The sequence below is a fragment of the Paraburkholderia nodosa DSM 21604 genome (assembly GCF_000519185.1).
GTDB lineage: Bacteria > Pseudomonadota > Gammaproteobacteria > Burkholderiales > Burkholderiaceae > Paraburkholderia > Paraburkholderia nodosa.
Genome location: NZ_JAFA01000034.1, coordinates 1 through 22,566 on the forward strand (window position 1 = coordinate 1; position 22,566 = coordinate 22,566).

General features: G+C 60.4%; 22 protein-coding genes and 2 pseudogenes. 13 read left to right on the forward strand and 11 right to left on the reverse strand.

All coding sequences use genetic code 11. The features are described from left to right. Positions 1-321: pseudogene (locus tag A3CW_RS0133925) on the forward strand (hypothetical protein); the annotation flags it as partial. A 296-nt stretch (positions 322-617) separates the two neighbouring features. Here the strand turns inward: A3CW_RS0133925 and A3CW_RS0133935 are convergent. The 4 genes from A3CW_RS0133935 to A3CW_RS0133955 form a co-directional block, all read right to left on the reverse strand. After that, on the reverse strand, positions 618-1,076 hold the full coding sequence (locus A3CW_RS0133935; protein WP_028207525.1) for a CHRD domain-containing protein: 459 nt from the start codon (positions 1,074-1,076) through the stop codon (positions 618-620). A 689-nt stretch (positions 1,077-1,765) separates the two neighbouring features. Then, complete coding sequence (locus A3CW_RS0133945; protein ID WP_028207527.1) at positions 1,766-2,182, reverse strand: cupredoxin domain-containing protein; 417 nt, start codon at positions 2,180-2,182, stop codon at positions 1,766-1,768. A 259-nt stretch (positions 2,183-2,441) separates the two neighbouring features. Beyond that, positions 2,442-3,065, reverse strand: a complete 624-nt coding sequence (locus tag A3CW_RS0133950; protein ID WP_035514780.1) for a YceI family protein — start codon at positions 3,063-3,065, stop codon at positions 2,442-2,444. 43 nt (positions 3,066-3,108) lie between these two features. Continuing rightward, positions 3,109-3,906: an anti-sigma factor family protein gene (locus A3CW_RS0133955; RefSeq protein WP_028207529.1), complete on the reverse strand. Its 798-nt coding sequence runs from the start codon at positions 3,904-3,906 to the stop codon at positions 3,109-3,111. 449 nt (positions 3,907-4,355) lie between these two features. On the opposite strand from A3CW_RS0133955, the gene A3CW_RS0133960 reads away from it, so the two are divergent. Continuing rightward, the gene (locus A3CW_RS0133960; RefSeq protein ID WP_028207530.1) at positions 4,356-4,787 is read left to right on the forward strand and encodes a VOC family protein; all 432 of its coding nucleotides are present in this window, start codon (positions 4,356-4,358) and stop codon (positions 4,785-4,787) included. A gap of 151 nt (positions 4,788-4,938) precedes the next feature. After that, positions 4,939-6,258 carry an MFS transporter gene (locus tag A3CW_RS0133965; RefSeq protein ID WP_028207531.1) on the forward strand — a complete coding sequence of 440 codons (1,320 nt, stop codon included), beginning with the start codon at positions 4,939-4,941 and terminating at the stop codon, positions 6,256-6,258. Between the two features lie 27 nt (positions 6,259-6,285). On the opposite strand, the gene A3CW_RS0133970 is transcribed toward A3CW_RS0133965, so the two are convergent. The 5 genes and pseudogenes from A3CW_RS0133970 to A3CW_RS0133990 all read right to left on the reverse strand — a co-directional run bounded on the left by A3CW_RS0133970 (position 6,286) and on the right by A3CW_RS0133990 (position 11,468). Further along, a complete protein-coding gene (locus tag A3CW_RS0133970; RefSeq protein ID WP_028207532.1) occupies positions 6,286-7,026 on the reverse strand; it encodes a GntR family transcriptional regulator in 741 nt (246 codons plus the stop codon). 211 nt (positions 7,027-7,237) lie between these two features. After that, positions 7,238-8,133 (reverse strand): annotated as a pseudogene (locus A3CW_RS48440) (Hsp70 family protein). A gap of 153 nt (positions 8,134-8,286) precedes the next feature. Continuing rightward, positions 8,287-9,024: a GntR family transcriptional regulator gene (locus tag A3CW_RS0133980; protein ID WP_051481896.1), complete on the reverse strand. Its 738-nt coding sequence runs from the start codon at positions 9,022-9,024 to the stop codon at positions 8,287-8,289. A 256-nt stretch (positions 9,025-9,280) separates the two neighbouring features. After that, positions 9,281-10,435 (reverse strand): porin, encoded by a 1,155-nt coding sequence (locus A3CW_RS0133985; protein ID WP_028207534.1) that lies wholly within the window; start codon positions 10,433-10,435, stop codon positions 9,281-9,283. A 46-nt stretch (positions 10,436-10,481) separates the two neighbouring features. Further along, positions 10,482-11,468 (reverse strand): YncE family protein, encoded by a 987-nt coding sequence (locus A3CW_RS0133990; RefSeq protein ID WP_154678109.1) that lies wholly within the window; start codon positions 11,466-11,468, stop codon positions 10,482-10,484. 523 nt (positions 11,469-11,991) lie between these two features. Here A3CW_RS0133990 and A3CW_RS0133995 point away from each other — a divergent pair. The 9 genes from A3CW_RS0133995 to A3CW_RS0134035 all read left to right on the forward strand — a co-directional run bounded on the left by A3CW_RS0133995 (position 11,992) and on the right by A3CW_RS0134035 (position 19,361). Then, complete coding sequence (locus A3CW_RS0133995; RefSeq protein ID WP_051481903.1) at positions 11,992-12,723, forward strand: FCD domain-containing protein; 732 nt, start codon at positions 11,992-11,994, stop codon at positions 12,721-12,723. A gap of 61 nt (positions 12,724-12,784) precedes the next feature. Beyond that, entirely contained in the window at positions 12,785-13,879 is a 1,095-nt protein-coding gene (locus tag A3CW_RS0134000) for a substrate-binding domain-containing protein (protein ID WP_245623821.1), read from the forward strand. Between the two features lie 63 nt (positions 13,880-13,942). Beyond that, positions 13,943-14,944, forward strand: a complete 1,002-nt coding sequence (locus A3CW_RS0134005; RefSeq protein WP_028207538.1) for a tripartite tricarboxylate transporter substrate binding protein — start codon at positions 13,943-13,945, stop codon at positions 14,942-14,944. A 111-nt stretch (positions 14,945-15,055) separates the two neighbouring features. Further along, positions 15,056-15,436 (forward strand): VOC family protein, encoded by a 381-nt coding sequence (locus A3CW_RS0134010; RefSeq protein WP_028207539.1) that lies wholly within the window; start codon positions 15,056-15,058, stop codon positions 15,434-15,436. A 93-nt stretch (positions 15,437-15,529) separates the two neighbouring features. Beyond that, on the forward strand, positions 15,530-16,021 hold the full coding sequence (locus tag A3CW_RS0134015) for a tripartite tricarboxylate transporter TctB family protein (protein WP_028207540.1): 492 nt from the start codon (positions 15,530-15,532) through the stop codon (positions 16,019-16,021). A 7-nt stretch (positions 16,022-16,028) separates the two neighbouring features. Continuing rightward, positions 16,029-17,573: a tripartite tricarboxylate transporter permease gene (locus tag A3CW_RS48445; protein WP_245623822.1), complete on the forward strand. Its 1,545-nt coding sequence runs from the start codon at positions 16,029-16,031 to the stop codon at positions 17,571-17,573. A gap of 40 nt (positions 17,574-17,613) precedes the next feature. Then, positions 17,614-18,183, forward strand: a complete 570-nt coding sequence (locus A3CW_RS48450; protein ID WP_035514782.1) for a chromate transporter — start codon at positions 17,614-17,616, stop codon at positions 18,181-18,183. Then, complete coding sequence (locus tag A3CW_RS0134030; protein WP_028207541.1) at positions 18,176-18,712, forward strand: chromate transporter; 537 nt, start codon at positions 18,176-18,178, stop codon at positions 18,710-18,712. Before A3CW_RS48450 ends, A3CW_RS0134030 begins: the two co-directional genes overlap by 8 nt. A gap of 10 nt (positions 18,713-18,722) precedes the next feature. Continuing rightward, positions 18,723-19,361, forward strand: coding sequence for a glutathione S-transferase family protein (locus tag A3CW_RS0134035; RefSeq protein WP_028207542.1), 639 nt, complete (start codon positions 18,723-18,725; stop codon positions 19,359-19,361). Positions 19,362-19,388: 27 nt separating this feature from the next. Here A3CW_RS0134035 and A3CW_RS0134040 read toward each other — a convergent pair whose 3' ends face one another. Together A3CW_RS0134040 and A3CW_RS0134050 are read right to left on the reverse strand one after the other, a co-directional pair. After that, a complete protein-coding gene (locus tag A3CW_RS0134040) occupies positions 19,389-20,429 on the reverse strand; it encodes a hypothetical protein (RefSeq protein ID WP_154678110.1) in 1,041 nt (346 codons plus the stop codon). 533 nt (positions 20,430-20,962) lie between these two features. Next, positions 20,963-21,382: an ester cyclase gene (locus A3CW_RS0134050; protein WP_028207544.1), complete on the reverse strand. Its 420-nt coding sequence runs from the start codon at positions 21,380-21,382 to the stop codon at positions 20,963-20,965. A 152-nt stretch (positions 21,383-21,534) separates the two neighbouring features. Here A3CW_RS0134050 and A3CW_RS0134055 point away from each other — a divergent pair, with 152 nt between their 5' ends. Next, positions 21,535-22,440, forward strand: a complete 906-nt coding sequence (locus A3CW_RS0134055) for a LysR family transcriptional regulator (protein ID WP_028207545.1) — start codon at positions 21,535-21,537, stop codon at positions 22,438-22,440. Positions 22,441-22,566: the final 126 nt, after the last annotated feature.

Below are 22,566 nucleotides of genomic sequence, written 5' to 3' on the forward strand. Positions count from 1 at the left end.
GTCGTCTTTCCTGAAGCCGCGCGCGGCACGGGGGAGGGTCACTACGCGTGGGACCTCGGCCCGAACAGCACGATGACCAACGCGAATGTCGATACTGTCGTGCAGGGCACGGAAGGTCGCAATCTGAAGCTGTCGTACAAGGGCGGCAGCAATGAGGTTACGGTGCCGCCGAATGTCCCGATCGTCACCTTCGTGCCGGCTGCTCGCTCCGATCTGGCGCCAGGCAAGCAAGTCTTCGTGGTTGCGAAACCAGCGTCACAGGGTACGTATGCCGCGCAGCGCCTGGTGGTCGAAAAGGACGGGGTCGTTCCGCCAATGTAAGAGGAAGCGTTCGGATTCTCCAGAAGTCCTTCGGAATCACGATCCACGTGCCGGACCGGGGCGCGGACACCCATCCCGGTCCGGCGCGTGGTGTCCTCTCTTCCCTGGCGCCAGCGGCGCGAGCGGGAAATTCCGCTGCCACCGAATGTAGTAGCAATGTCTATTGCCCAGTGCTTCACGAACGCGTGCGGAGTGCTTGCGATCAACAATCCTGATCACACGGCGATCATTCACGATCCTGAGGTGACACGCGCCAGCGCGCTGCTGACGCGCGTCTTCCCATCCCACAATGGCTACTACTTCGGCGGCACTACCTGACCGCGGATCTCGCCGTCCGGGTGGTCTTTCGTGTGGACATTGATGTATAGATCGCCCGCGGCGAATTCTTTCGCCTGATCTGGCGTCAGCGTGCTCTCGCCCTTGAGGGGGCCCTCAATGGGGGTACTGGTGCTACCCACTTTCGTCAGCCAGACGACAGCGTTGCCATTCTTTCCCGCTGGCCCGACGTGGAAGTGCGCCATCGTCACCGGACTCGAGAGGTCGCTGTACGTTACGTTCCAGGTGACCTGGCGTGTGTCGGGATCGTAAGTGAGCCTGGCGTCTCCTGTGCCCCTGGTTTGTACCGAAGGTACCTGCTCCGATCCGTTGAGCGGTACGGAGAATGACACGGGCGCGGCAAGCGCCACGTTAACCGCTCCGGCGCATGTGATGCCGGCAAGTGCGAGTATGGCGCGCCGTAACTGGAATGCACCCATCTGCTATCTCCTTTCGGCTACCCTCGGCCGGACGCCTGGCCATGCAAACCATCTGACACGAGAGATCAGCATTCAAAGGTGGGTCGTTGCCGAGAGCACTGGCACAGGGTTTGCCGGTCGACGGAGACTTCCGTACAACCGATGACACCCGGAGTCCGGCGAACGAACGGATTCGCAAACATGCAACACGCGGCGGGTTGCGCGGAGAGCTGGGCCACGTGCTGCGCATTACCACCTGCCGCGCTCAGTAACCACCGCCTGACGAATTGGTCGAAGTGCTTGACGCGCCATTGCCGCCTTGATTCATATCGCCGCTCGCGGCCACGGATCCAGAAACCGCGGCCATTCCGAGGCAAACGAGACATACAAGGACAATCCGAAGCCGCTTCATGATGATTTCCTCCTGAGGAAGCTCGTTGGATGTTCCGCTGAGGGGTATCCAGCGAGGCATGAGTTGCGCAATTACCGACGACGCCGAACGTCGCATGCGGCGCGGACGCGTCACGCGGTTCATCGCGAACGCATGCGCCTGCACAATCATAAACGCGGCGCACGGACGCCTTATTCCTTACGCGCAACAACGATGCCCGTTTGGTTGAAGGGCCGCACCAATGCGGATAGATCAACCGGCGTCGGCGCATGGCTTCTTCTTGCCGTCTTTCGAGCTTTTTGCTGACTCACCGGGCGATCTACGGCGCCACGACAAGCGCAGTATGCATTCCCGCTGCATAGTGTCCCGGCTTGTTGCAGATCAGCGCGTAGTGGCCGGGCGCGAGCTTGAACGACACGCGCTTGCTCTTGCCCGGCGCGATGTCTTCGACTTCGCCGATCTTTTTCAGCTTGCGCTCCAGCACCAGTCCCTTATTGACGGGGAGTGCATCGTCCGCGAGATCCGTCTTGAGCACGACGAGTTCATGTTCCATGTTGTTGTCCGCAGCATTCCTGACTTCAAGCGTGATGCGACCCGCCTTCACGTTGTGCGTTCCGAGCTGGATCGAGTTCGATAGCAATGTCGCGTTGACGGTTTGCTCCGCCCAGCTTGCATGCGATGTCATCCCGAGTGCGATCACACTGGCGAGGACGGTGATTCGGTAAGTGGCAGTCATGGCGGCCTCCTTTGCATCGGCGTATCACGTCTGGCTGGCGTCGAGCGATTGGCACATGTCATTCGGTGCGCACGCAATGGCCCTGCCTGTGAGAGGGCATGAACGCTTCCTGCGGCGCGATACGTGCAGTAAACGTGCGCGGTGGGAGGCATATTCCAGGAGGCCGTCGTCAGATCGCGCTCGTTGCCGTACACACCGCCGCGGCCGCGATGCCCTTCGTCATGACGGGACTGCGCGGGTGACACGGCAGCGTGATGGTTCAAGGATCCGCGCGTTCCTGCACAAATTCGGCATGGATCCTCAAGTGCACCTCGTCCCCGACAGCGCGCGACCACTTCGACAGCCCGAACGCCGCCCGGCTAAAGTGGCCGTCCGCGGAAAAAGCCAGCGTTTGGCGGGCGCCCGGTGGATCGTGCGGTTCTTCGTCGAACGCGACAGCGAGCGTGACCGGACGCGTCGTCGTGCGGATCGTCAGATCGCCCGTCAAGAGGCCGGTAAATGTACCGGTTCGGACAAAGCGGGTGCTGGCGAAGCGAATGGCCGGAAAATGCGCCACGTCCAGCATGTCGCCGCTTTCGACGAATCCGGCGACAAATGGTGTGTTCGATTCGAGGCTTGTCGCGTCGATCGTCACCAGGACGCGGCCCACGGCAAAGCCCTGGAATCCTTCAAGCTGGGCACCTATGCGGCTGAAGCGCAGCGTGAGGTTCGAGTGCCAGGCGTTCGCGACATCGAACGTGACACTCGAACGGCCTGGATCGAGTCGATACTGTGCCAGCGGCGCAGACGTGTCGATCGGATCGGCACTGGCCCCGGCAACTGCGCAGGCAGCGCAGACGCCGAACATTGCGATCGCGCTAACGCGCGCTTCGAGACGACGCATGGCCGCGACTCGTCGACGGATGGGGCTGCGATCGGGCACGCTTCTACCTCCACCGTTCGGGATGGCCGCCAAGCTCGCTGCAGACGTCGACAGCGATCTTGCGCAATTGACTCTCCGCCATCCGCCCGGAGAGCGCGTAGCTCATGTGGCCGTTTGCCCAGCTGAACGTGCGGCGATCGCCTGCGCGCAGGACGCGGATCGCCGTTTCGCGTTGCGAGGCCGGGCTCACATAAAGCGCAAGCCGCGCGCCGGCCGCGTCTTCGTACATGAATTGCGCGGCTGGCCCGGCTGCGCCCGGCAGCAGCCGCCCGCCCAGCAGTACATATCCGTACGCCCGTAGCGACGGCACGGAGAGCGGACGATTCAGGCGCTTCGAGAGCCAGTCGACGAGCGCCCCCTCACGCGCTGCCGTCACCTCGACCGGATGACGCCGCTCAGGCGCGTAGACCACGTAAGCGAGGTCGGCCTGCTCGGCGAATGTCATCGGCGGCGATGGCGGCGCAACAGGCGACGAAATTATGCCTGCAAGCCCTGCGAGTGCGGCTCCGGCGGCGAGCGCGCTTATGGCGAAAGCCGTGCGACGCCGCCAGTTCATGCGCGTGCGTAGCACGATGCACGACGTGGTCGCTTGCGCGGCAGAATCAGCGAACAGCACACGCAAGGCGGCCCGCTGCGCGCGATAGCGGCCGAGGAGTTTCGCAGCACGCTGGTCCACGGCCAATCGGGCCCCCAGCGCCTGGCGTTCAGCTTCCGTCAACTCGTTGTCGACGAATGCCGAGAGTGCACGCAACTCAGCCTGGCTGAAGCCCGACGTTGCAGTGGGATCGAGGTCGTCTCTCATTGGATTAACAGAACGCTGTCAACGACGCAGCGCTGTGGAGTTGTGTGCTGCGAATATGGAGGACAACGGGAAAACGTTCCGCATGCGCCCATTATTCCGCGATTCGTGAAGGCAAAATTTTCCGCAAAGTGATCGGCACTCGACGACCGGCAGGGCACTTTATGCAGGGAGTGCCGCGAAAAGCAATCGAGGTTGAGTCACCCTTCAGTAGATTAGGACATCTTATATAACCAGAGAGGGAACACGAGGGACGACACTCCAGTTTGGGTTGCTTCTCATCTGCCCCTGCAGAGCTCGCGTTGATACCCGCTTGCCGCTTGCGGCATCCGGGTTTACCTCGAATCGATAAATTCAAATCATTCGAATGATTCGATTGACATGGATAAAACGCGGTTCTAGACTGCCTTCATCGCGGGACCCAACCTGCGCGCCATCAACAGGAGATATCAATGCCGAATTTCATCAAGCACATCGCGTTCAAGGTCGAGGACGTCGAGAAGGAGCGTGCGTTCTACGAGAACGTGTTTGGCTACAAGCACGTCAACACCGTGCGCCGCAAGGGCGTGAACGGCGATCACATCTCGCATCACCTGAGTGACGGTTACATGGACCTGACCCTGATCCATTACGAGTCGTCGAATTCGGACGAAGCGGATTTCGCTGGCCCGGCGCCGTGCATTCATCACATCGGCATGGAAGTCGAAGACCTCGACGCCTTCATCGAACAGATCAAGGCCAATGGCGGCCAGATTCTCACCGAGCCCGGGCATTTGCCGGTCAAGTTCCGCTCGCCGAATGGCCCCGTCGCCGAGGTCGTGCCGATGCAGCGTTGGGAGAAGGACACGCTCGCGGCTGGCGTGCACGGCGAGGTGCTCGAATAGCAGCGGTTTTCCGGCGTGCTGGCTCGCGTCACAATGGCACTGAAGTCAGCACGTAGCCACAACGACGCGTCCTCAAGAAAGGGCGTGCGGGCTTTGCATGGGACAGGACTCGAGCACTGAAGCGCCAGGTCCCATCGACAGGAGACAAACGATGGCATCCACCCGTTCCACGAAACGGTTGAGCGCCACGAACGGTGTATTGTTCGTGCTGTGCATCATGTCGTTCCTGATGTACGTGGACCGCACCAATATTTCCACGGCAGCACTCTCGATCCGGCGCGATCTCCAACTGAGCAACGTCCAGCTCGGGCTCGTGTTTTCCGCGTTCGCGCTGACTTACGCGGTCGCGATGATCCCAGGCGGCTTCATCGGCGACAGGCTCGGGGCGCGCAAAATGCTCGCGATTTGCGGCGTACTCTGGGGCGTCGGCACGTTGCTCACGGGTTTCGCCGGCGGCTTTTTCACGCTGCTGTTGGCACGCTTCGTCGTTGGCATCGGCGAAAGCCCAATCGTTCCAGCCTCCGCGCGCGCGCTCACCGCGTGGATGAAGCCCGATCAACGCGGCTTTGCGCAAGGCGTCACGCATGCCTGCGCGCGTCTTGGTAACGCCTCGACGCCCGTTCTCGTCGCCGCCCTTATCGGCGCATTTTCATGGCATGCGGCATTTGTGATTCTCGGTGTGGCGAGTCTGGCGTGGGTCGTGCTCTGGATCTGGTATTACCGTGATAATCCCGCCGATCATCCCGCCATTACGGCCGAGGAAATCGCGCGGCTACCTGTCAAGGTCGGCAAAGCGCGCGTGCCGATGCGCTGGAAACCGCTGTTGCGCGCGCTTTGGCCCGCGACACTCGTGAGTTTTTGCCACGGTTGGATCCTGTGGTTCTTCCTGAACTGGATGCCGTCGTTTTTCGCGCAGGCCTATCATCTGAACGTCCGCCATTCAGCGATCTTCAGCTCCGGCATTTTTCTGAGCGGCGTGGTCGGTACGACGCTCGGCGGGACGCTGAGCGATTGGCTGCTCAAACGTACCGGCAATATCCGGCGTTCGCGGCAGACAGTGATCACAATCGGCTTTCTCGCACCGATCGTGTTCTTCGTGCCGATGTTTCTGCATCCATCGGCGACGGCCGCCGGCCTTTCGCTTGCCACCGCGCTGTTTCTCTCCGAACTCGTGACGGCGCCACTGTGGGCCGTAGCAATGGACCTCGCGCCGAATCACGCAGCCACGTCGAGCAGCATCATGAATACGGGGCTCGGCATCGCGGCGTCGGTTTCGCCGCCGCTTGTCGGCTGGCTTGTCGATGCGACGCACACGTGGCAGCCGGTGTTCGCGCTTTCGATGTTCTTCCTCGCGCTCGGGCCGATTGCCGCGAACTGGATTCGTCCTGACCGTCCGTACCTCGGTGAACCAGGGGCCGCAAACACGGGGCACGAGCCGGTCACACTCTCTCCGCAGATGGATGCGTCGTGACACGGTTATCCTGGCGACGGCGGGCTCCTAGTCCTGCAGTCCGCGAGTGTTGCGATAGACACACTGGCTCGATTCGACGTAGCGCACGCGGTATTCGACCGGCTTGTCTTTGAATGTGTAGGCAGTGCGCTCGATGCGCAGCACGGGCGTGCCGGCCCGCACCTTGAGCGCGAGCGCGATCGCCTCGTCGGCGATCGCGCCGCCGAGGTCTTCGACCACGCGCACGACGGAAATGCCGAAATTCTCCTGATAGAAGCCGTAGATCGATCCACGACGCGCGGCGAAAGCCTCGGCGCTCAGACCCGGGAAGACTTCCAGCGGCATCCATAGATGATCGAGCATCACAGGCACGCCGTCGCGCAGGCGCAGGTTCTGGACGCTCGCGAGCCGCGCGCCGCGTTCGAGATTCAGGACTGACGCGAGGGCGGGCGTTGCGCGTTCCTTGCCGAAGTGCAGCAATTGGGCAGTGACGTGCACGGGGTTGCCGCTATGATCGACGAAGTTGAAATATTGATCGAACGCGTGTTCGTCGGCGAATTTCGCGACGATCGTGCCGCGCCCCGCGCGCCGGATCAGCAGGCGCTCAGCCACCAGTTCCTCGACCGCGCGCCTGATAGTGCCGATGCCGACGCCAAACGCCTCGGCCAACTGCGGCTCGGTGGGGATTTTCTCACCGGCCGCCCATTCGCCGGTGCGTAGATGCTCGAGAATGCCTGCGCGGACGATTTCATACAGCGGCTGGTCGCCTGAGTTGCGAATTCCTGGCATGGGCTTGGTGGAAGAGGGCTTGGGTCGATGAGCGCGCTGCGGGCTGGGCGCGCGCGTAAATGTCGGAAGGATACAGGATTGGAGCGGCGGCCCCAAATCGGGCGGCGCCATTGGAGCCATCTCCTGAAAATAAGCTGCCTTCCGATCTCCCTCGTTCCTGCCAACCTACTTTGCACCGGAGCCGAACGATCAGCGTTTAACGCTGCTCAAGCTACACCGGTGCGAAAAGCCGATGCGCATGGATGCCGAGACCCGTAGCCACGCTGGCCAACCTGTCCCCGAACACTCGTTGCGCGCCAGGAAACTGCGCGGCAATCGCATCGGTCAGGAATGACAGGCCAGTAGAGCCGCCGGTGAAGAATACCGCGGTGACGTCGCCGGGCGCGACGCCGGCAAGACGGACCGTTTCGCGCGCGGCCGCGACGATCTGATCGCGCTCGACAGACCCCGCTTCGGTCAGGCCTGTGTCGTCGAAAGCAAATTCGAGTTCCGGCTCCACGAGATCCAGTTCGATGACGGTTTGCCCGCCGCCGGCCACGGCAATCTTTGCTGTTTCCGCCCGCGCCGCGAGCAGGTGGCCGAGGCGTCCGCGTCGAGCCGCGATTCGTAGTCGAAGGCGGCGGCGATTGGCTCGTACTGGAAATGGATGTCGTCGAAACCGACCGACCGCGCTGCCTCTTCGAGCTGCCGTTGCGCGAGCGCATCGGCGCGTGGGTCGCCGTCCACGAAGAACACCGGCCGACCGAGCACCGCGCGCCTGAGTGGGCCGTCTGCCTCGCGTTCCGCATGACGCTTCAGCCAGGACAGGAACAGCGCGATCACTTCGAGGTAGCTGACCGCCGAGCCATTGCCGATGTCTGTGCTCGCTTCGGCAAGCGGGGAGCCGAGGATGCTCTTGATCGAACGCATCAGCCTGCCATCGAAGCCATCGATGTAAGCCGAAATCGCGCGGCGACCGAACGCCTGCGAATGGTCGTCGACGTTGAAGAACACGGCGGTAGGCAGCGTTGTGTGGCCGTCTTCGACGTCGGCGAGGCGCATGCCGGCGCTCGTCGCGACGGCTACTGCGGAATTCGACGTGCCGAAGTCGATCGCGCAGAAACTCATGATCCTGTATCCGTAGCGTGTTGATAGCGCCGTAGACCAGCATGGTGACTCGACCACCAGGCAAGTGCTCGCACTTTTCCTGCTCGTTAATTTGGATTGCGAAATTATCCAGCCGCGCGCCGAAATCTTTGTGGCGCGGTTGGATCAATATGATTAGTCGATGTCGGCCCTGACCTTGCGTTCATCTACTTCGCCGCCGGTCTTGGCCATAGAGTCAAACGCCTGCAGCATTCGCTGCTTACCCTTTGACACATGGCTGAAGCTCGTGTCGTAGCTCAGGTCGACGTTGCGTGACTTCAGGGCGTTCACTATTTGCCGATGCTCTTCGTTGGACTCCAGCAATGCACCGCGCTGAACGAGTCCATGCACGCGGAAGAGATGGAACTCCTTCACGAAAGCACGATAAACCTTGATGAGACGGGAGTTGCCAGTCGAGCGAACGATGAAATCGTGAAACTCCTGGTTCATGTGATCGAACCGGGCGAAGTCACCCTTTTCAGCGGCCTCCTGCATCTCATCGACGTAGCCGTCGAGCTGCTTTTCCATCGACGTCGTCAGAACCGGAGCGAGGAGGGAGGCAGACAACGCGGTGAGTCCCGCGCGCAGGTCATAAACCTCGATTGCGTCGTCGCGAGTCACACGCTGGATAAAAACGCCGCGCTGCGGAATCAAATAGACGAGCCCAAGTTCGGCCAGCGTCCGACACGCCTCACGCACGGGACCTCGACTCACACCGAGTTTGTCGGCGACGGCTTTTTCGTTGAGTCGCTGGCCAGGCTTTAGCTCACCGCTCAGAATCATTCTCTCGATCTCGTGCTGCACAACGCCCGTCAACGTGTGCGCCCGGAAATCGGCGAGAGAGACAGTACCTGAAGAGTTTTCGATATCCATAGGCGGAGTTTATGGGCGCACATGGAAAATGTCAACACTTTACTTTTCTGCCTGTCTTGCTTGAGCTGGCTTCCCACACCAGGCAGGACAAGCCCGACGGGCGGCCCCCGCGCGTCGCAGCGGTGATCGCCCCTGCAGTGTGGCGATGCAAAGCTCCGCTCGGTGTTGCCGGATGCTACGTGTCCAGGTGGGCACGTAGCATTGGCCAGTTACGGGCGCGGTGCAGAGGCGTCGATCATTGACCTGTTACGCCACATTAAAACTTCGTTGTGTACCCCAACATAAGGACAATCTGATTCGGCGTGCTCGAACTTGAATTGAGGTCGCCAACCGTGCCGCCAGCGGCAACAAGGCTATTGCCGTCTTCGCTAAACGTAGTGCCATGCGCGTGCGAATACGCGCCGATCGCATAAATCAGGGTGCGTTTGGACAAGGAATACTCCGCACCCAACGCGACGTTGTTATAGGTTGCCGAGGAACCGCCACTCGATTTTGTGTATGTGTACCCAGCCAACATTGCGAATGCCGGGGTCATCTGGTAGGCGAGCGACGTCGCCGCTGTATTGAACGTCTGCGTTCGATTGAATGCCGCATAGGTCACGTAGGGCTTCCACTGGGCGTTGCTATAACGAGCGTTGACGGTGAATTTGCCGAACTCATACTGCGTTGCGGCGTGGACGATCATCCGCGAACCGACAAACGGCGTGTCGCCGAAAAGTGGCGTGACTGAGCTGTTCTGAGTCTGGTCCGCCGTGCCTGCGCCGCCCGGTCCATCATTACGCGCATAGACATAACCCGCCGCGGCGCCAAAGCCCCCGTTTGTATAGGCCACGGATGCGGACGATGAACCTTGCGACGTGAAATCGCCTGCTACGCCGCCTAATGCATACATCAACTCGAACTGAAGGCCGCGATAGGTTGGGCTGGCATATTTGATCGAGTTTTGAAGACGAAAGGAATTATCGTTGTTGTCGGCGTCGCCCGGCGTGGTAAATGCCGGGCCATAGTTGTCGGCCGTCAGCGGCTGGACAAGATCGACGGTCGTATCCAGTTGTCGGCCCATCGTCAGGGTCCCGAGGCTGTCGCTAGCCAACCCAACCCAGGCTTGTTTCCCGAATAGCCGCCCGCCCTGGCTCGATTTTCCCGTATTGATGTTGAAGCCGCTTTCCAGTCTGAAAATCGCCTTCAAACCGCCGCCGAGGTCCTCCTTGCCCTGTATCCCCCACTTGTTGGAAGTCAGATTTGCGGCCTGCAATTCAACCAGGGAATGATTTCCGACATTGTTGTAGTAGGTTAGCGCATCGTCGAGTTCTCCATACAGCGTGACAGTGCTTTGCGCGTGAGCGCACGGAGCAAGTGTCAGCGCTGGAACAACGGTCGCAATGCCTGCCCAAATTTTCTGGCGGTCCATTGTGTCTCCTGTATATGTTTTGTATTACTAAATGTCATGCTGAAAATTATGCGGGTTCGAAAACGGCAACCTTGTTACTCGAATCCAGATACACGAAGATCCGGTGTGTGCGAGGATCGACCGTCAAGGTATGCGTGTCCTTTTCCGCGGGCAGGTGATCCACAACCTGGTTCGTGTCGAGGTCGATGACTTCTAGTTGGCCGGATTTGTCCCCAAGGAAAATGCGTCGCGCGCTTACGTCTATCGCGATCTGATCGATATTGCCGCCGTCAAACGGGATGCTGGAAACGAGCTTTCCATCAGGGTCGGCAACGAGGATCTTTTTGTCGCGGCTGCCGATGATGAGGTGTTTGCCCTGGGTGTCGTAGACCATCGGCTTGGCCTCTTTCTTGAGGTTGAAGTCCCAGACGGCTTCTACTTTTTGCGTTTTCGGATCGATCACGTCGACGACGTTGTCAACGGGTTGATAGACGCGAGAGAGACTCGGCACAAATAGATTGACGTCAGGTCCATGTTTCGCAGGATTGGGCGTCAGCGCGATGTCGCCGATTTTCTTGAAGGGCGGTCGATCCATGAATACCGACTCGGTATCGCTGTCGTCATTGCCCACGTAGACGCGACCGGCATGAGTGTCAACGCTCACACCGTCGGAGCCCTTGCCGCCTGTGTCGACGCTTGCCACTTGTTTGTAGGACGTCTTGTCGATCACTACCAGCTTGTTCGCTGTCGCGTCAGCGACGAACGCGTAACGGTCGTTCAATGCAATGCCGTTACCGTCTTCTATGCCACCAATAGTGGCTTTCACTTTGAGATCGTTTGCGTCAATGACCACCACGGAATGATTAGGTCCTTGCGCCAACCAAACCTTATTGAAAGCTGGGTCGTACACGACCCAATCGCCGTGGCCGCCTTTGCCAGGCAGTTCGATGGTCTTCACGAGTTTGTAGTGCGATTGCCCCTCTGCCTTCGCAATTCCAGACAAGGTACAAGCCGCTACGACGGCAAAAAATCCCATCCGCAAGAAAGGTCGCATGCTGTCTCCAATGTTCTCCAAACGTCGAATCAGAGCGATCCCGTCTCGGCATCGGTGATTCGTGTCTTTTTTCACGGCTAACCAGATGGCCCACACCAATTAATTCGTACTACGAATTCAGGCAGTATTTGCTGCACGAAACAGCGTTGCTGGGGGCACCTGAACCCGAACAACTCCCTCAAGTTTCGATGCGGCAATGTAAAATGCGATACGCTAACTGTCAACATTTTTCTTTTTTCAGGGCGCGTCACCCTTTGGTGCAGGTAGTGGGGTGGGCGGACAAGGCTTTTAGGCAGGCGAAGATCGCAGGCCTGATATGTCACTTTTTAGCGGCCAGCCCACCGGATGGGCGACCGCGCGAGAACTCGCGTGATGAGTTAGCCAATACGTCGCACAGTGACGAGCGCGTCCTGATCAGGGCTTGGGCGTCCAGGCACTCGACGACGCACCGCATCGCTTGGGGAAGACCCTATGGTCAAATGAAAAGTGTTGACAGTTTTCATTCGGCAATTAGAATTTGCACATGGACACTGAACTGAATGCTTCCTCCGTCACCGTTGCCGAGTTTCGTGCACATACGCTCACGGGCGTCGTGCAGCGCGAAATCGAACGGATGATTCTGAGTGGCGAACTCGCGCCAGGACAACGTCTGAACGAAAAAGTTGTTGCGGACAAGCTTGCAGTGAGTCGCGGTCCAGTGCGCGAAGCTTGTCGTGCCCTTGCCGAACTCGGTCTCGTCTATCTCGTTCCGAATCGCGGCGTATTCATCAAGCGCGTGACGCGTGATGACGCCATCGAGGTCTACGACCTGCGTACTGGTTTGACTGCACTGTCGGCTTCGCTGCTTGCGCCGATGCTGACGCAAGCGATGATCGACCAACTGGAACGCTACGTCGACGATATGCAGGACGCGGCTGAGAAGGGCGACTTCGCGCGCTTCGATCCGCTCAACCTCGAATTCCATGACTACATCGTGCGCTCGACTGGCAACTCCCGGTTGATCAGGCTGTATCGTGGTTGCGTCAAGGAGTTTCATCTGTTTCGCGTTCACGGGCTGGTGCAGCGCGGCGCGCTGCTGGAGTCGAATGTGGAGCATCGTGAGATTGTGGCCGCGCTCAAGGCAAAAGACGCCGAGCTGAGCTACCGCACGAGCTTTGGCCACGTCTCGCGGGGCAAGGAGCGCATGCTCGTTTCGCTCGACGGCATGACGAAGAACGCCGAAGGCGGCAGCGAGGCAGTCGGCGAAGTCGCTTAGCAGTTGGACTGCGCGCCGCCGTTCAGAGGGGCGCACACTGAGCGGATTGGAAGGTCCCTGGATGGAGCGCGGACCCGGTCATTTGCTTCGTAGTACAAAAGAGAAATTCTATGCATGCCCGGGTTACGAATCGGACATGTCAACGCACCAGGATCGCTACTTTTCATCTCTTATGCTTGAGCTATCGTTAGCATGCCAAAACACTGATCGTAGCCGCGCATTGCTCGACGGCCGCGTGCGGATCGAGGGCTGCCGGATCAACTTTATCGACGGCCCGGCGGAAGCGCTGTTTCAGCGCGCTTTTCGCCACGAAGAATTCGATATTTCCGAGTTGTCGCTCGGTACGCACATCCTCACGACGTCGCGTGGTCAGAGCCGCTATATCGGCATTCCAGTGTTCCTGTCGCGTTCGTTCCGACATTCGGCGATCTATGTGCGCAGCGACCGCGGCATCGATTCCCCCAACGCGCTCAAGGGACGCCGGATCGGCGTGCCCGATTTTCAGCAAACCGCGGGCATCTGGGTGCGGGGCATGCTTGCCGACGAATACGGCTTCGACCGGCGCGATGTGACGTGGGTGATAGGCGGACTCGAGCAGACCGGTCGACAGGCGCGCATGCCGGTGAATCTGCCACCCGAGTTGAGCATCGAACCGGTTGGCCTCGACCAGACGCTTGCCGCGTTGCTCGATGCGGGCGACATCGACGCCGTGGTCGCGCCGCGTCCACCGTCGTGCTTCGGCCGCAATGCGAAGGTGCAACGCCTGTTTGGCGATTTTCGCGCGGCGGAGGAAGCGTGGGCTCGCAAAACGGGGCTTTTCCCTCCGATGCACATGGTCGGCATTCGTCGCGCACTGGTCGAGCAGCACCCGTGGCTGCCCGTCAACGTTTTCCAGGCGTTTCGCAAGGCACACGAGATCGCGATGCAGGAGATCGTCATCACCGACACGCTGCGTGTGATGCATCCATGGATCGTGTCCGAAGTGGAGCGCGTGAAAGCGGTGATGGGCGACGACTACTGGCGCTACGGTATGGCCGGCAACCGGCACGACATCGACACGCTGCAGCGCTACGCGATCGATGATGGTCTGATCGCCGGGGCGGTACCGATTGAGCAGTTGTTTGCCGTCAGCACCTTTGACGGATTTAGTTTCTAGGGCCCCTCGTAGTACCTCTCGCAGCATGCATTACGCAAGACAACACAAAATTGGAGACGATCGATGACAAAGAGGTTTGCTTCATCTCGCGCCGTACTCGCAATGTGCACCGCGTTGCTGGGTTCGCAAGCGTTTCCGGCCCTCGCGGCCGACGCCTGGGAGCCGCACCGGCCGATCGAGATCGTGGTGCCGAGCGCGGCGGGGGGTGGCCTCGACCTCGTGGCGCGCACGCTGCAGAACGCCATCGTGCAGGAAAAGCTGTCGAGCAAGCCGGTCACGGTACTGAACCGTCCTGGCGGCAGCGGCACGGTCGGTCTCGCATACATCAACAATCACCACGGCGACGGTCACTACGTCAGCGTTCAGGCGTTGCCGCTCGTCACCAACCAGATCACCGGTCTCTCGAAAGTCGGCCTCGGCGACGTGACGCCGCTCGGCATGTTCGTGACTGAACAGGTGGTGTTTTCCGTGCCCGCATCGTCGCCGATCAAGACCGGCAAGGATCTCATCGCGATGCTCAAGCAGAACCCTCAAAACGTGACGATCGGCGTATCGAGTTCGCCTGGCGGGCAGAGCCACGACGCGGCAGCGCTCGTGGTCAAGGCGGCCGGTCAGGACCCGAAGAAGTTGAAGATTGTGTTCTTCGATTCGGGCGGCGAAGCGGTGACCTCGCTGATGGGCGGCCACGTGACCGTGACGGCGACGCCGGCCGGCACGGTGGTCGGACCGAGCCAGTCGGGCAGGACGCGCATGATCGCGATTGCCGGCGGAGAGCGCGAAGGCGGTGCGCTCGCCAACGTGCCGACCTGGAAGGAGCAGGGGCTCGACGTGGACTTCACCACCTGGCGTGTGCTGGTCGGACCGAAGGGCATGAGTGCCGACGAGATCGCATGGTGGGACAACGTGTTGCAGAAAGCGACCTCGTCGCCCGAATGGGTCGAGGCGGTCAAACGCAACGAATGGACGGCTGCGTATCGCAACAGCGCGCAGACCAAGCAGTTTCTCGACGATGAAGCCGGACGCCTCGGCCCGCTCATGGATGAGTTGGGTCTCGCGCGGAACTAGTCGCCTGGGAATGGACTGGCCGGCTCGCCGGCCGGTTGGGCAGTCGGGCCCGGCTGCCGCCGATTTCGGTTTTATCTTTTCATCGCTGTAAATATAGACCTGGAGAACCCTATGTCCCGCATCGTTCACCTCGCCGTCAAAGTCGACGACCTCGAGGAGGCCACCCGTTTCTATACCGAGGTGTTCGGCTTCACGGAAGTCAAGACAGGCCGTAATCGCCAGCATATCTCCCGTCACATGACCGACGGCCATATCGACTTCACGCTGATGAAGTACGACAGCGAAGATTCGCACGAGGCGCAACTGGCCGGTCCTGGCCCGCGTCTGCATCACTGGGGCGTGACGGTCGACGACCAGGAGGTGACCGCCGAAAAGATTCGCCAGTACGGCGGCGAAATTCTCTCGGCCAAGGGCGAAGGTGCGCTGAAGTTCCGCGCACCCGACGGCACGATCGCCGAGGTGGTGAAGCCCGGTCGCTACAACGAGAAGTAAGTCGGACGACGCCGGGACGAACCGCGCCATGATGGCAGGGCTCGTCTCCGGCACCCGCGCCGCGCGCTGCGCGGTCGTAGAACTGGAGGAGACATGAAAACTATCAAGGGCGACGTAGGCCTCGCTGTTTGCGTGATCGCCTTGGCGGTGGGCTATCTGGTGCTCAACATGCAGCTGCCGGAAGTCAGACTGAGCGATCCGCTCGGCCCGAAAGCTTTCCCCGCACTCGTCGGCGCGGGACTGATCGCGTCGGCATTGCTGTTGCTGCTCGAAACGCGTAGCAAGCGCAAGACGCGGCCCAATAGCGAGGCGCGCAAAGTTGCCGCGCACGTCGAACCGGCACCCAAGGTTCAGCCGATGGTGCTGATCGGGATGATCGTCTGGGCGCTCATCTATTACACGTGCTTCGAGCCGGTCGGCTATCTGATCTCGACGAGCGTGTTCCTCCTCGGTCTGCTCAGCTACTTCAACCGCAAGCGTCACCTGACGAATGTGATCGTGGCCGTCGGCGTGGCGCTGGCGTTCGACCTCGTATTTTCCAAGCTTCTCGGCGTTCCGATGCCGACGGGTTTACTGTCATTCTGAGGCCCGTATGATGGATAGTCTGCAAGGCATTCTGCATGGATTGTCGATCGCCGCAACGCCGACCCATTTGCTCTACACGCTGATCGGTGTCTTCATCGGCACGATGATCAGCCACTTGCCGGGAATCGGGCCGTCGGCCGGCATCGCGCTGCTGATTCCGGTGACGTTCGGCATGGACCCGACTTCGGCGTTGATGATGCTGACCGGGATTTACTACGGCTGCATGTATGGCGGCGCGGTGACCGCGATCCTGCTCAACACGCCCGGCGACGCCGCGGCGGTGATGACGGTGCTCGACGGTTATCCGCTAGCACGAAAGGGGCGCGCGGCCGCCACGCTCGCAATCGCCGCGACCAGCTCGTTCATCGCCGGCATGATCGGCGTCACGCTGCTGTCGTTCGTGGCGGCGCCGCTCGCGGCCGTCGCGCTGCATTTCGGTCCGACTGAATACTTCGCGCTGATCTGCTTCGCGCTCTCGACGGCGAGTGCGCTCACGGGCGAGTCGCTTGCGAAGGGCATGATTTCGGTGTTCCTCGGTCTTGGACTCGCCACGGTCGGGATCGATCTGCAAAGCGGCCTACCGCGCTTCACGCTCGGCTTCACCGAACTGCAGGACCGCATCAACTTCCTCGTCGTGGTGGTCGGCCTGTTCGCGATCTCGGAAGTGGGCCGCATGGTCGAGGGGACGCTCGGCGGTACGCTGCACACCGTGCGTGTGGAGGGCAAGCTGTGGTTCTCGCGCGACGAGTGGCGACGCGCACGTCCGGCGGCCCTGCGCGGCACGTTTGTCGGCTTTCTGTGCGGCGCCGCGCCGGGTCTCGGCGGCACGCTCGCGTCGATGCTCTCGTATGTACTCGAAAAGAAAATTTCCAGGCATCCCGAAGAATTCGGCCACGGCGCTATCGAAGGCGTAGCCGCACCGGAGGCGGCAACGAATGCGGACACCTGTGGCGCGTTCGTCCACCTGCTGGCGCTTGGCGTGCCGGGTTCCGGCTCGACCGCGGTGATCATGGGCGCGTTCATCATGTACGGCATCCAGCCTGGACCGCTGCTGTTCCATACGCAGCCGGACCTCGTTTGGGGGCTGATCGCGAGCATGTACATCGGCAATATCATGCTGCTGCTTTTGAACCTGCCACTCGTCGGTATCCTGTCGCGCATCCTGTACGTGCCGCCGGGCGTGCTCTTGAGCCTGATTCTCGTGATCGCATCGGCCGGCGTGTACTCGTTCAACAGCGACACCTTCGACCTGTACATGGCGCTCGGCTTCGGCGTGCTTGGATACGCGTTCCGCAAGCTCGACATTCCGAAGGCGCCGTTGTTGTTCGGGTTGATTCTCGGCCACACGCTCGAGCAATCGTTCCGCCAGGCGTTGACCATCTCGAACGGGGACCCGACCGTGTTCGTGCGCAGCCCGATCGCAGCAGGCTTGCTGCTGTGCGCGTGCATCAGCGTAGGCGCATCGATCTGGAGTCGGCGGCAGCCGCCGAAGGCGTTTCAGGAGACGCAGGAGCAATTGTCGGACCACCAGCTCGCCGAGGAACGCCATTGAGTATCGGCGCGGCGTTCGGCAAACGCCGATCGGAGTCCTGATGAAAATGCAAACTGGCCGCCCGGTGCACGACGTCTCCTGCGTGGACATTGCCGGGCTGTTTGCCCGTGTCGGCCTGACGAGTTTTGGCGGAGGGCTGTCCGCGTGGCTTTACCGCGAGGTGGTGACGCAGCGCGGCTGGCTCGATGAAGGGGAGTTCCTCAGCGCGATGACACTCGGGCAGATTCTGCCCGGCTCCAACGTGGTGAACCTTTCCGTGTATGTCGGCTACCGGATGTGTGGCGTGCCGGGCAGCGTGGTGGCGGTCGTCGCGCTGCTCCTGCCACCGATGATCGTGATCGTACTTGTCACGAGCGTGTTTAGCGCATGGATACAGGGTTCGGCGGTCCACGAGTTTCTTGAGGGCGTCGCGGCGGCGGCGGTCGGCATGACGGCCTCGGTCGGCGTGCGCTCGGCCAAAGCTGCCACGGATGCGCGGCGCTGGCCGCTCGTGCTGATCGTCGCCGTTTTCGTTGCGGTCGGCCTGCTGCGTTGGCCGCTCGTGCCGGTGGCAGTCGCCGCAGGCACGGCGGGCGTGCTGCTTTCGCGAAGGACCGCGCCGGATGCGTGACAACATCTATCTTCAACTGATCGCGGTGTTCGCGCCGCTATCGCTCCTGTCTATCGGCGGCGGACAGAGTGTCATCGCCGATATCAACCAGCAGGCCGTCGCGATCCATAGCTGGTTGACGCAGCGCGAATTCGTCGACCTGTTCGCCATCTCGCGCGCGGCGCCCGGTCCCGGCTCCTTGCTGGCCACGTTGATCGGCTGGAAGGAGGCAGGATGGACCGGGGCGTTCGTTGCGTCGCTCGCGCTCTTTGTGCCGTCGTCGTTGCTCGCGTTCGCTGCGACGCTCTTGTGGCGTCGACACGATCGCCACCCGTGGCATCGGCGCGTTCAAACGGGACTCGCGCCAGTCGCGACCGGACTCATCATGGCAAGCTCGCTGGCCGTGTTGCGTGCGGCGGCGTCGACCTGGTCAGTCTGGGTTCTGGCGCTCGCTGCATTGGCTGTGTTCATGTCGCGCTCACGAATCAATCCTCTGTTCGTGCTCTTCGCTGCAGGCATGTTGAACGTCCTGCTGGGCAAAATCAATTGACGGAAATTGCATGCAACTCTATGGAAGACGCAGCTCGATCAACGTGCAGAAGGTGCTCTGGTGCTTGGGCGAGCTTGGGCTTGTGCAAGACGTTGACTATCGGTGCATTGACGCGGGATTGCAGTTCGGTGTCGTCGATACGGCTGCGTACCGGGCCCTCAATCCGAATGGACTCGTGCCAACACTTATCGACGGCGAACAGGTGATCTGGGAGTCGAACACGATATTGCGCTACCTCGCGAAGACGCGCGGCGCCGACCACCTGCTGCCGCTCACCGCTGCCGGCTGCTCGGAGGTCGAACGTTGGATGGACTGGCAACTGGGCAGTTTATGGGCGACGTTGCGCGTAGCGTTCCTCGGGCTGACGCGCACGCCGGAGCCGCAACGCGACTATGGCGCCATTCGCACCTCGTTTGGCGAGTCGGCGCGCCTTCTCCGTATTGCGGACGAGCAACTCCAGACGCGCGAATACCTCGCGCTCGACCGATTCACGCTCGCCGATCTCGTGATCGCGCTGGTCACGCACCGGTGGTACGGACTGAACGATCGTTTCCACGCGTTACTGTCCGCGCAGCCGGAGATGCCTTCGCTTGCTCGCTGGCTGGACGCTCAGCGTATGCGGCCTGGGTTCGCGGTTGCGCTGGGATAATTGGCCCGCATCCTGGTATTCACCAGTTCAATCAATTTCAGCCAGATAATCGTCGGCGTTGCCTTGCCAAAGTGGCATGCGCACGAATACCACGCTGTTCACCAGGTGAGTGTTTTCGGACGACCCATGACCAACGGTCAGGACGAACCGGAAGGTTTGAGCGTCATAGGTAGCCGAGGCATGCCAGCGCCAAACGATTTCACCCAAGGCAACCCAGATTCCACCGGTCGGCCGAAACATCACATACATTCGGTAAGTTTCGTCAACGGTCACGCCAAGCTTGCTCAACATTGACCCACTACTACCCAGGGCGCTTGCAGGCGAGTCTTCGCTGGTCAGCGTATATGAACCGGCAGCCGTAATTTTAAGGGGCCCCTCATAGTCCCTTCCATTATAAGTAAAGGGGTAAACGAACTCGCGGTCGATAATGTCGCCCGGTGAAGCCTTCGGGGGCAGGGGGGCACCAGTTTGATTCGTTCCGGTGCGATTGGCCGTGAAGATCTGCGCCATGGCCAATTGCCCTTGCCGAAAACCCATAGCCGGAAAGTCAACTTGCGCGGTAAAGGCAATGCCGTCTTCGTTTGGGCCTGCACAGCCAAATGAAAGCGTCGAAATCCCGCTCTCGGGATCGCTTTGCCGGCGCAATTTGAACAAGATGCGGCTTGCATGGGTGTCGGCGGAATAGCTTACCAGTGTGGGGGTCCATATCGTCGCAACAACTGTTTTGGTAGCGGGCTGACCGTTGACATTGGCTGTTACGACAATCGTAACGATTCCCGCTGTCGCCCAGTAAAAGGAGGCCGTGTCGGCGCCGGCAGCAAGCGGTGTGACCACGCCCTGGCGATCGTTTGCAACGTAGTTGCCGACGAGAGCAGTCGCGGGCGTTACGACTAGCGCCAGCCCGGTGATCATGGCACCGGACACATTGGAGGAACTGACCGTCCAGTTCTCCCTGCCGCCAATCGCCGCAGTGTAGCCTTGTGCGTTCACCGGGCCAGAAGCATTCCGGATACTAAGTTCGGGGGCCGCCATCCCAATGTGCGGCAATGGTTGCGGCTGCAACTGCATGGGGGAACCACAAAGTGTGCACTGGCCAGGACCGTGGCTGGTAAAGGAGCAGGACGGGGCTTTCGTGCAAATATACATGCGGTCACCTCTAATAGCCGGAGATTTGCATACTAGTTTCGGTGAAATACGTCCCTTCCAGAATCTTCACATGCCAATGTAACGGACCCATTATTCTATGGGACTACGAATTTATCAATGTCCGTCACTTTCGTGCCCGTGAACCACTTCGAAAAAATGCTGAATGACTCGAAGTCCAACAGCCGCGGCCACGATCACCCTCTGAACCGAGGCTAAGTAAAATACGGACCAAATACGCGAGTGCGGTGCTAGGCATGAAACGGCAAGCTCTTTCTATGCTTCAGTAAGCGTTCGATACCCTCGAGAGGATTATCGAAGGGTGACGATGGTAGGCTTATTGGTCAAATGCAGACAATATTTTTTAGCAAAGAGAAGTATAAAGAGCGAACTTTTCATTCATTCACTTGTAGCACCTGTCTGCGCGAGCGCGCAGACAGGTGCTAGACAGGGGCATGCTAGCAATTCGATCGCTTCAGGCTCCTATGCACTTCGAGCGCGCTTCGCTCTACCCAGTTGTGCTGGAGCAGACCGTCGTCACGGACATGCAGAACTGCAGTGCCAGTCATATCGATCGGCGACCCGCACGGATCGGACCCCATGAAACCATTATTTTTCCCGGTTACACGCCAGCGACTGACGACCCGGTCACCGGCCGCATTTTGAAACGTCTCGATGACCTCGAATCTGAAGTCGTCGATGCTCGCGAGGAACGCTGTCACCCACTTCTTGAATTCAGCGCGTGAACTGATCAGCACGCCACCCGACGTGATGCCGAAGTCCTCGGACACCAGTTCGTCCACGGCGTCGGGGTTGCGCGACTGCCAAACCTGCCGCCAAAAATTATCGACAATTTCGATTGAGTTCCGCTTGCCCATCTCTATACCCCCTAAAGCTATGACCTTGATGCATTCCGGGATCTTCGAATCACCTGAAGATCGGCTGCGAGGACGCATTGTGCGGCGTTGCGAACAAGAAGACAAACGACTAATATCGATACCATCTAGCTGATATTCGAATAGATGAAGGTATGACTCTCGATCTGGATTTGTTACGCGCGTTCGTCGCAGTAGCGGAGTCAGGCAGCTTCACCGCAGCTGCCGGTGTCGTCGGACGTTCGCAATCCGCAGTGAGCCAGAAGGTGTTGCGGCTCGAAGACGCATTGAATATGCGTGTTTTCGAGCGCACCAGCCGCTCGCTGAAACTGACCCACGAAGGCGAGCGCGTGCTGGCCGCAGGACGGCGTTTTCTCGCGCAGTACGAAGACTTCATGCGCGAGCTGCGAGAACCCGTGCAGCCGAGGCGCTTGCGACTGGGCGTATCCGAAAACCTGGTGCAATCGCAATTGCCGCTCATTCTCGCGCGCTTCACGGAGCGCTTCCCGTCTGTTCAACTCGAGCTGACCACGGGGTCGAGCAACGGGCTCATTGAAAGCCACGAAGCGGGGCTTCTCGATGTGGTGTTTGCAAGGCGCAAGCGCGAGGGCTCGGCTCTTCGCGGGCGGGTGATCTGGCGCGAACCCCTGGTCTGGCTCGCCGCGAAAGGCTATCGAAACGACCCGTCGCGCCCAGCGCGCCTCATCATGATGCCGCCGCCGTGTGCCTATCGCGAAGTGATGACCGACACGCTGGACGCCGCTCGCCGCGAATGGACAGTTGCGTGTACGGCCAGCAATCTGATCGGCGTGCAGGCCGCGGTTGCCGGAGGATTGGGCGTGACGGTGCTGGGCAGATCCTTCCTGCGAAGCGGTATGAAGGTTCTGCCTGCATCCGCGCAATGGCCGGCGTTACCCGCATCCGAAGTTGCGGTCATCGGCGAGGATCCAGCGACACAGTTCGTCGTGGAGCCGCTGGTTTCCATGTTCGTCGAGGTGTTGACGGCAGGGTCGTCTGTAACATCGGACGAAGAGACTGGGGCGGTGAATATGCCTGTTTGAAAGCAATTCATACTTTGCGCTTCAACTTCTGGCTGTATCGACACCGCGTCCCACCAACCTGAAGCACAATCAGCTACGCCGGCATAGCCTGCTTGCGGAATTGATCGCCCCCCGACCAATCGCACA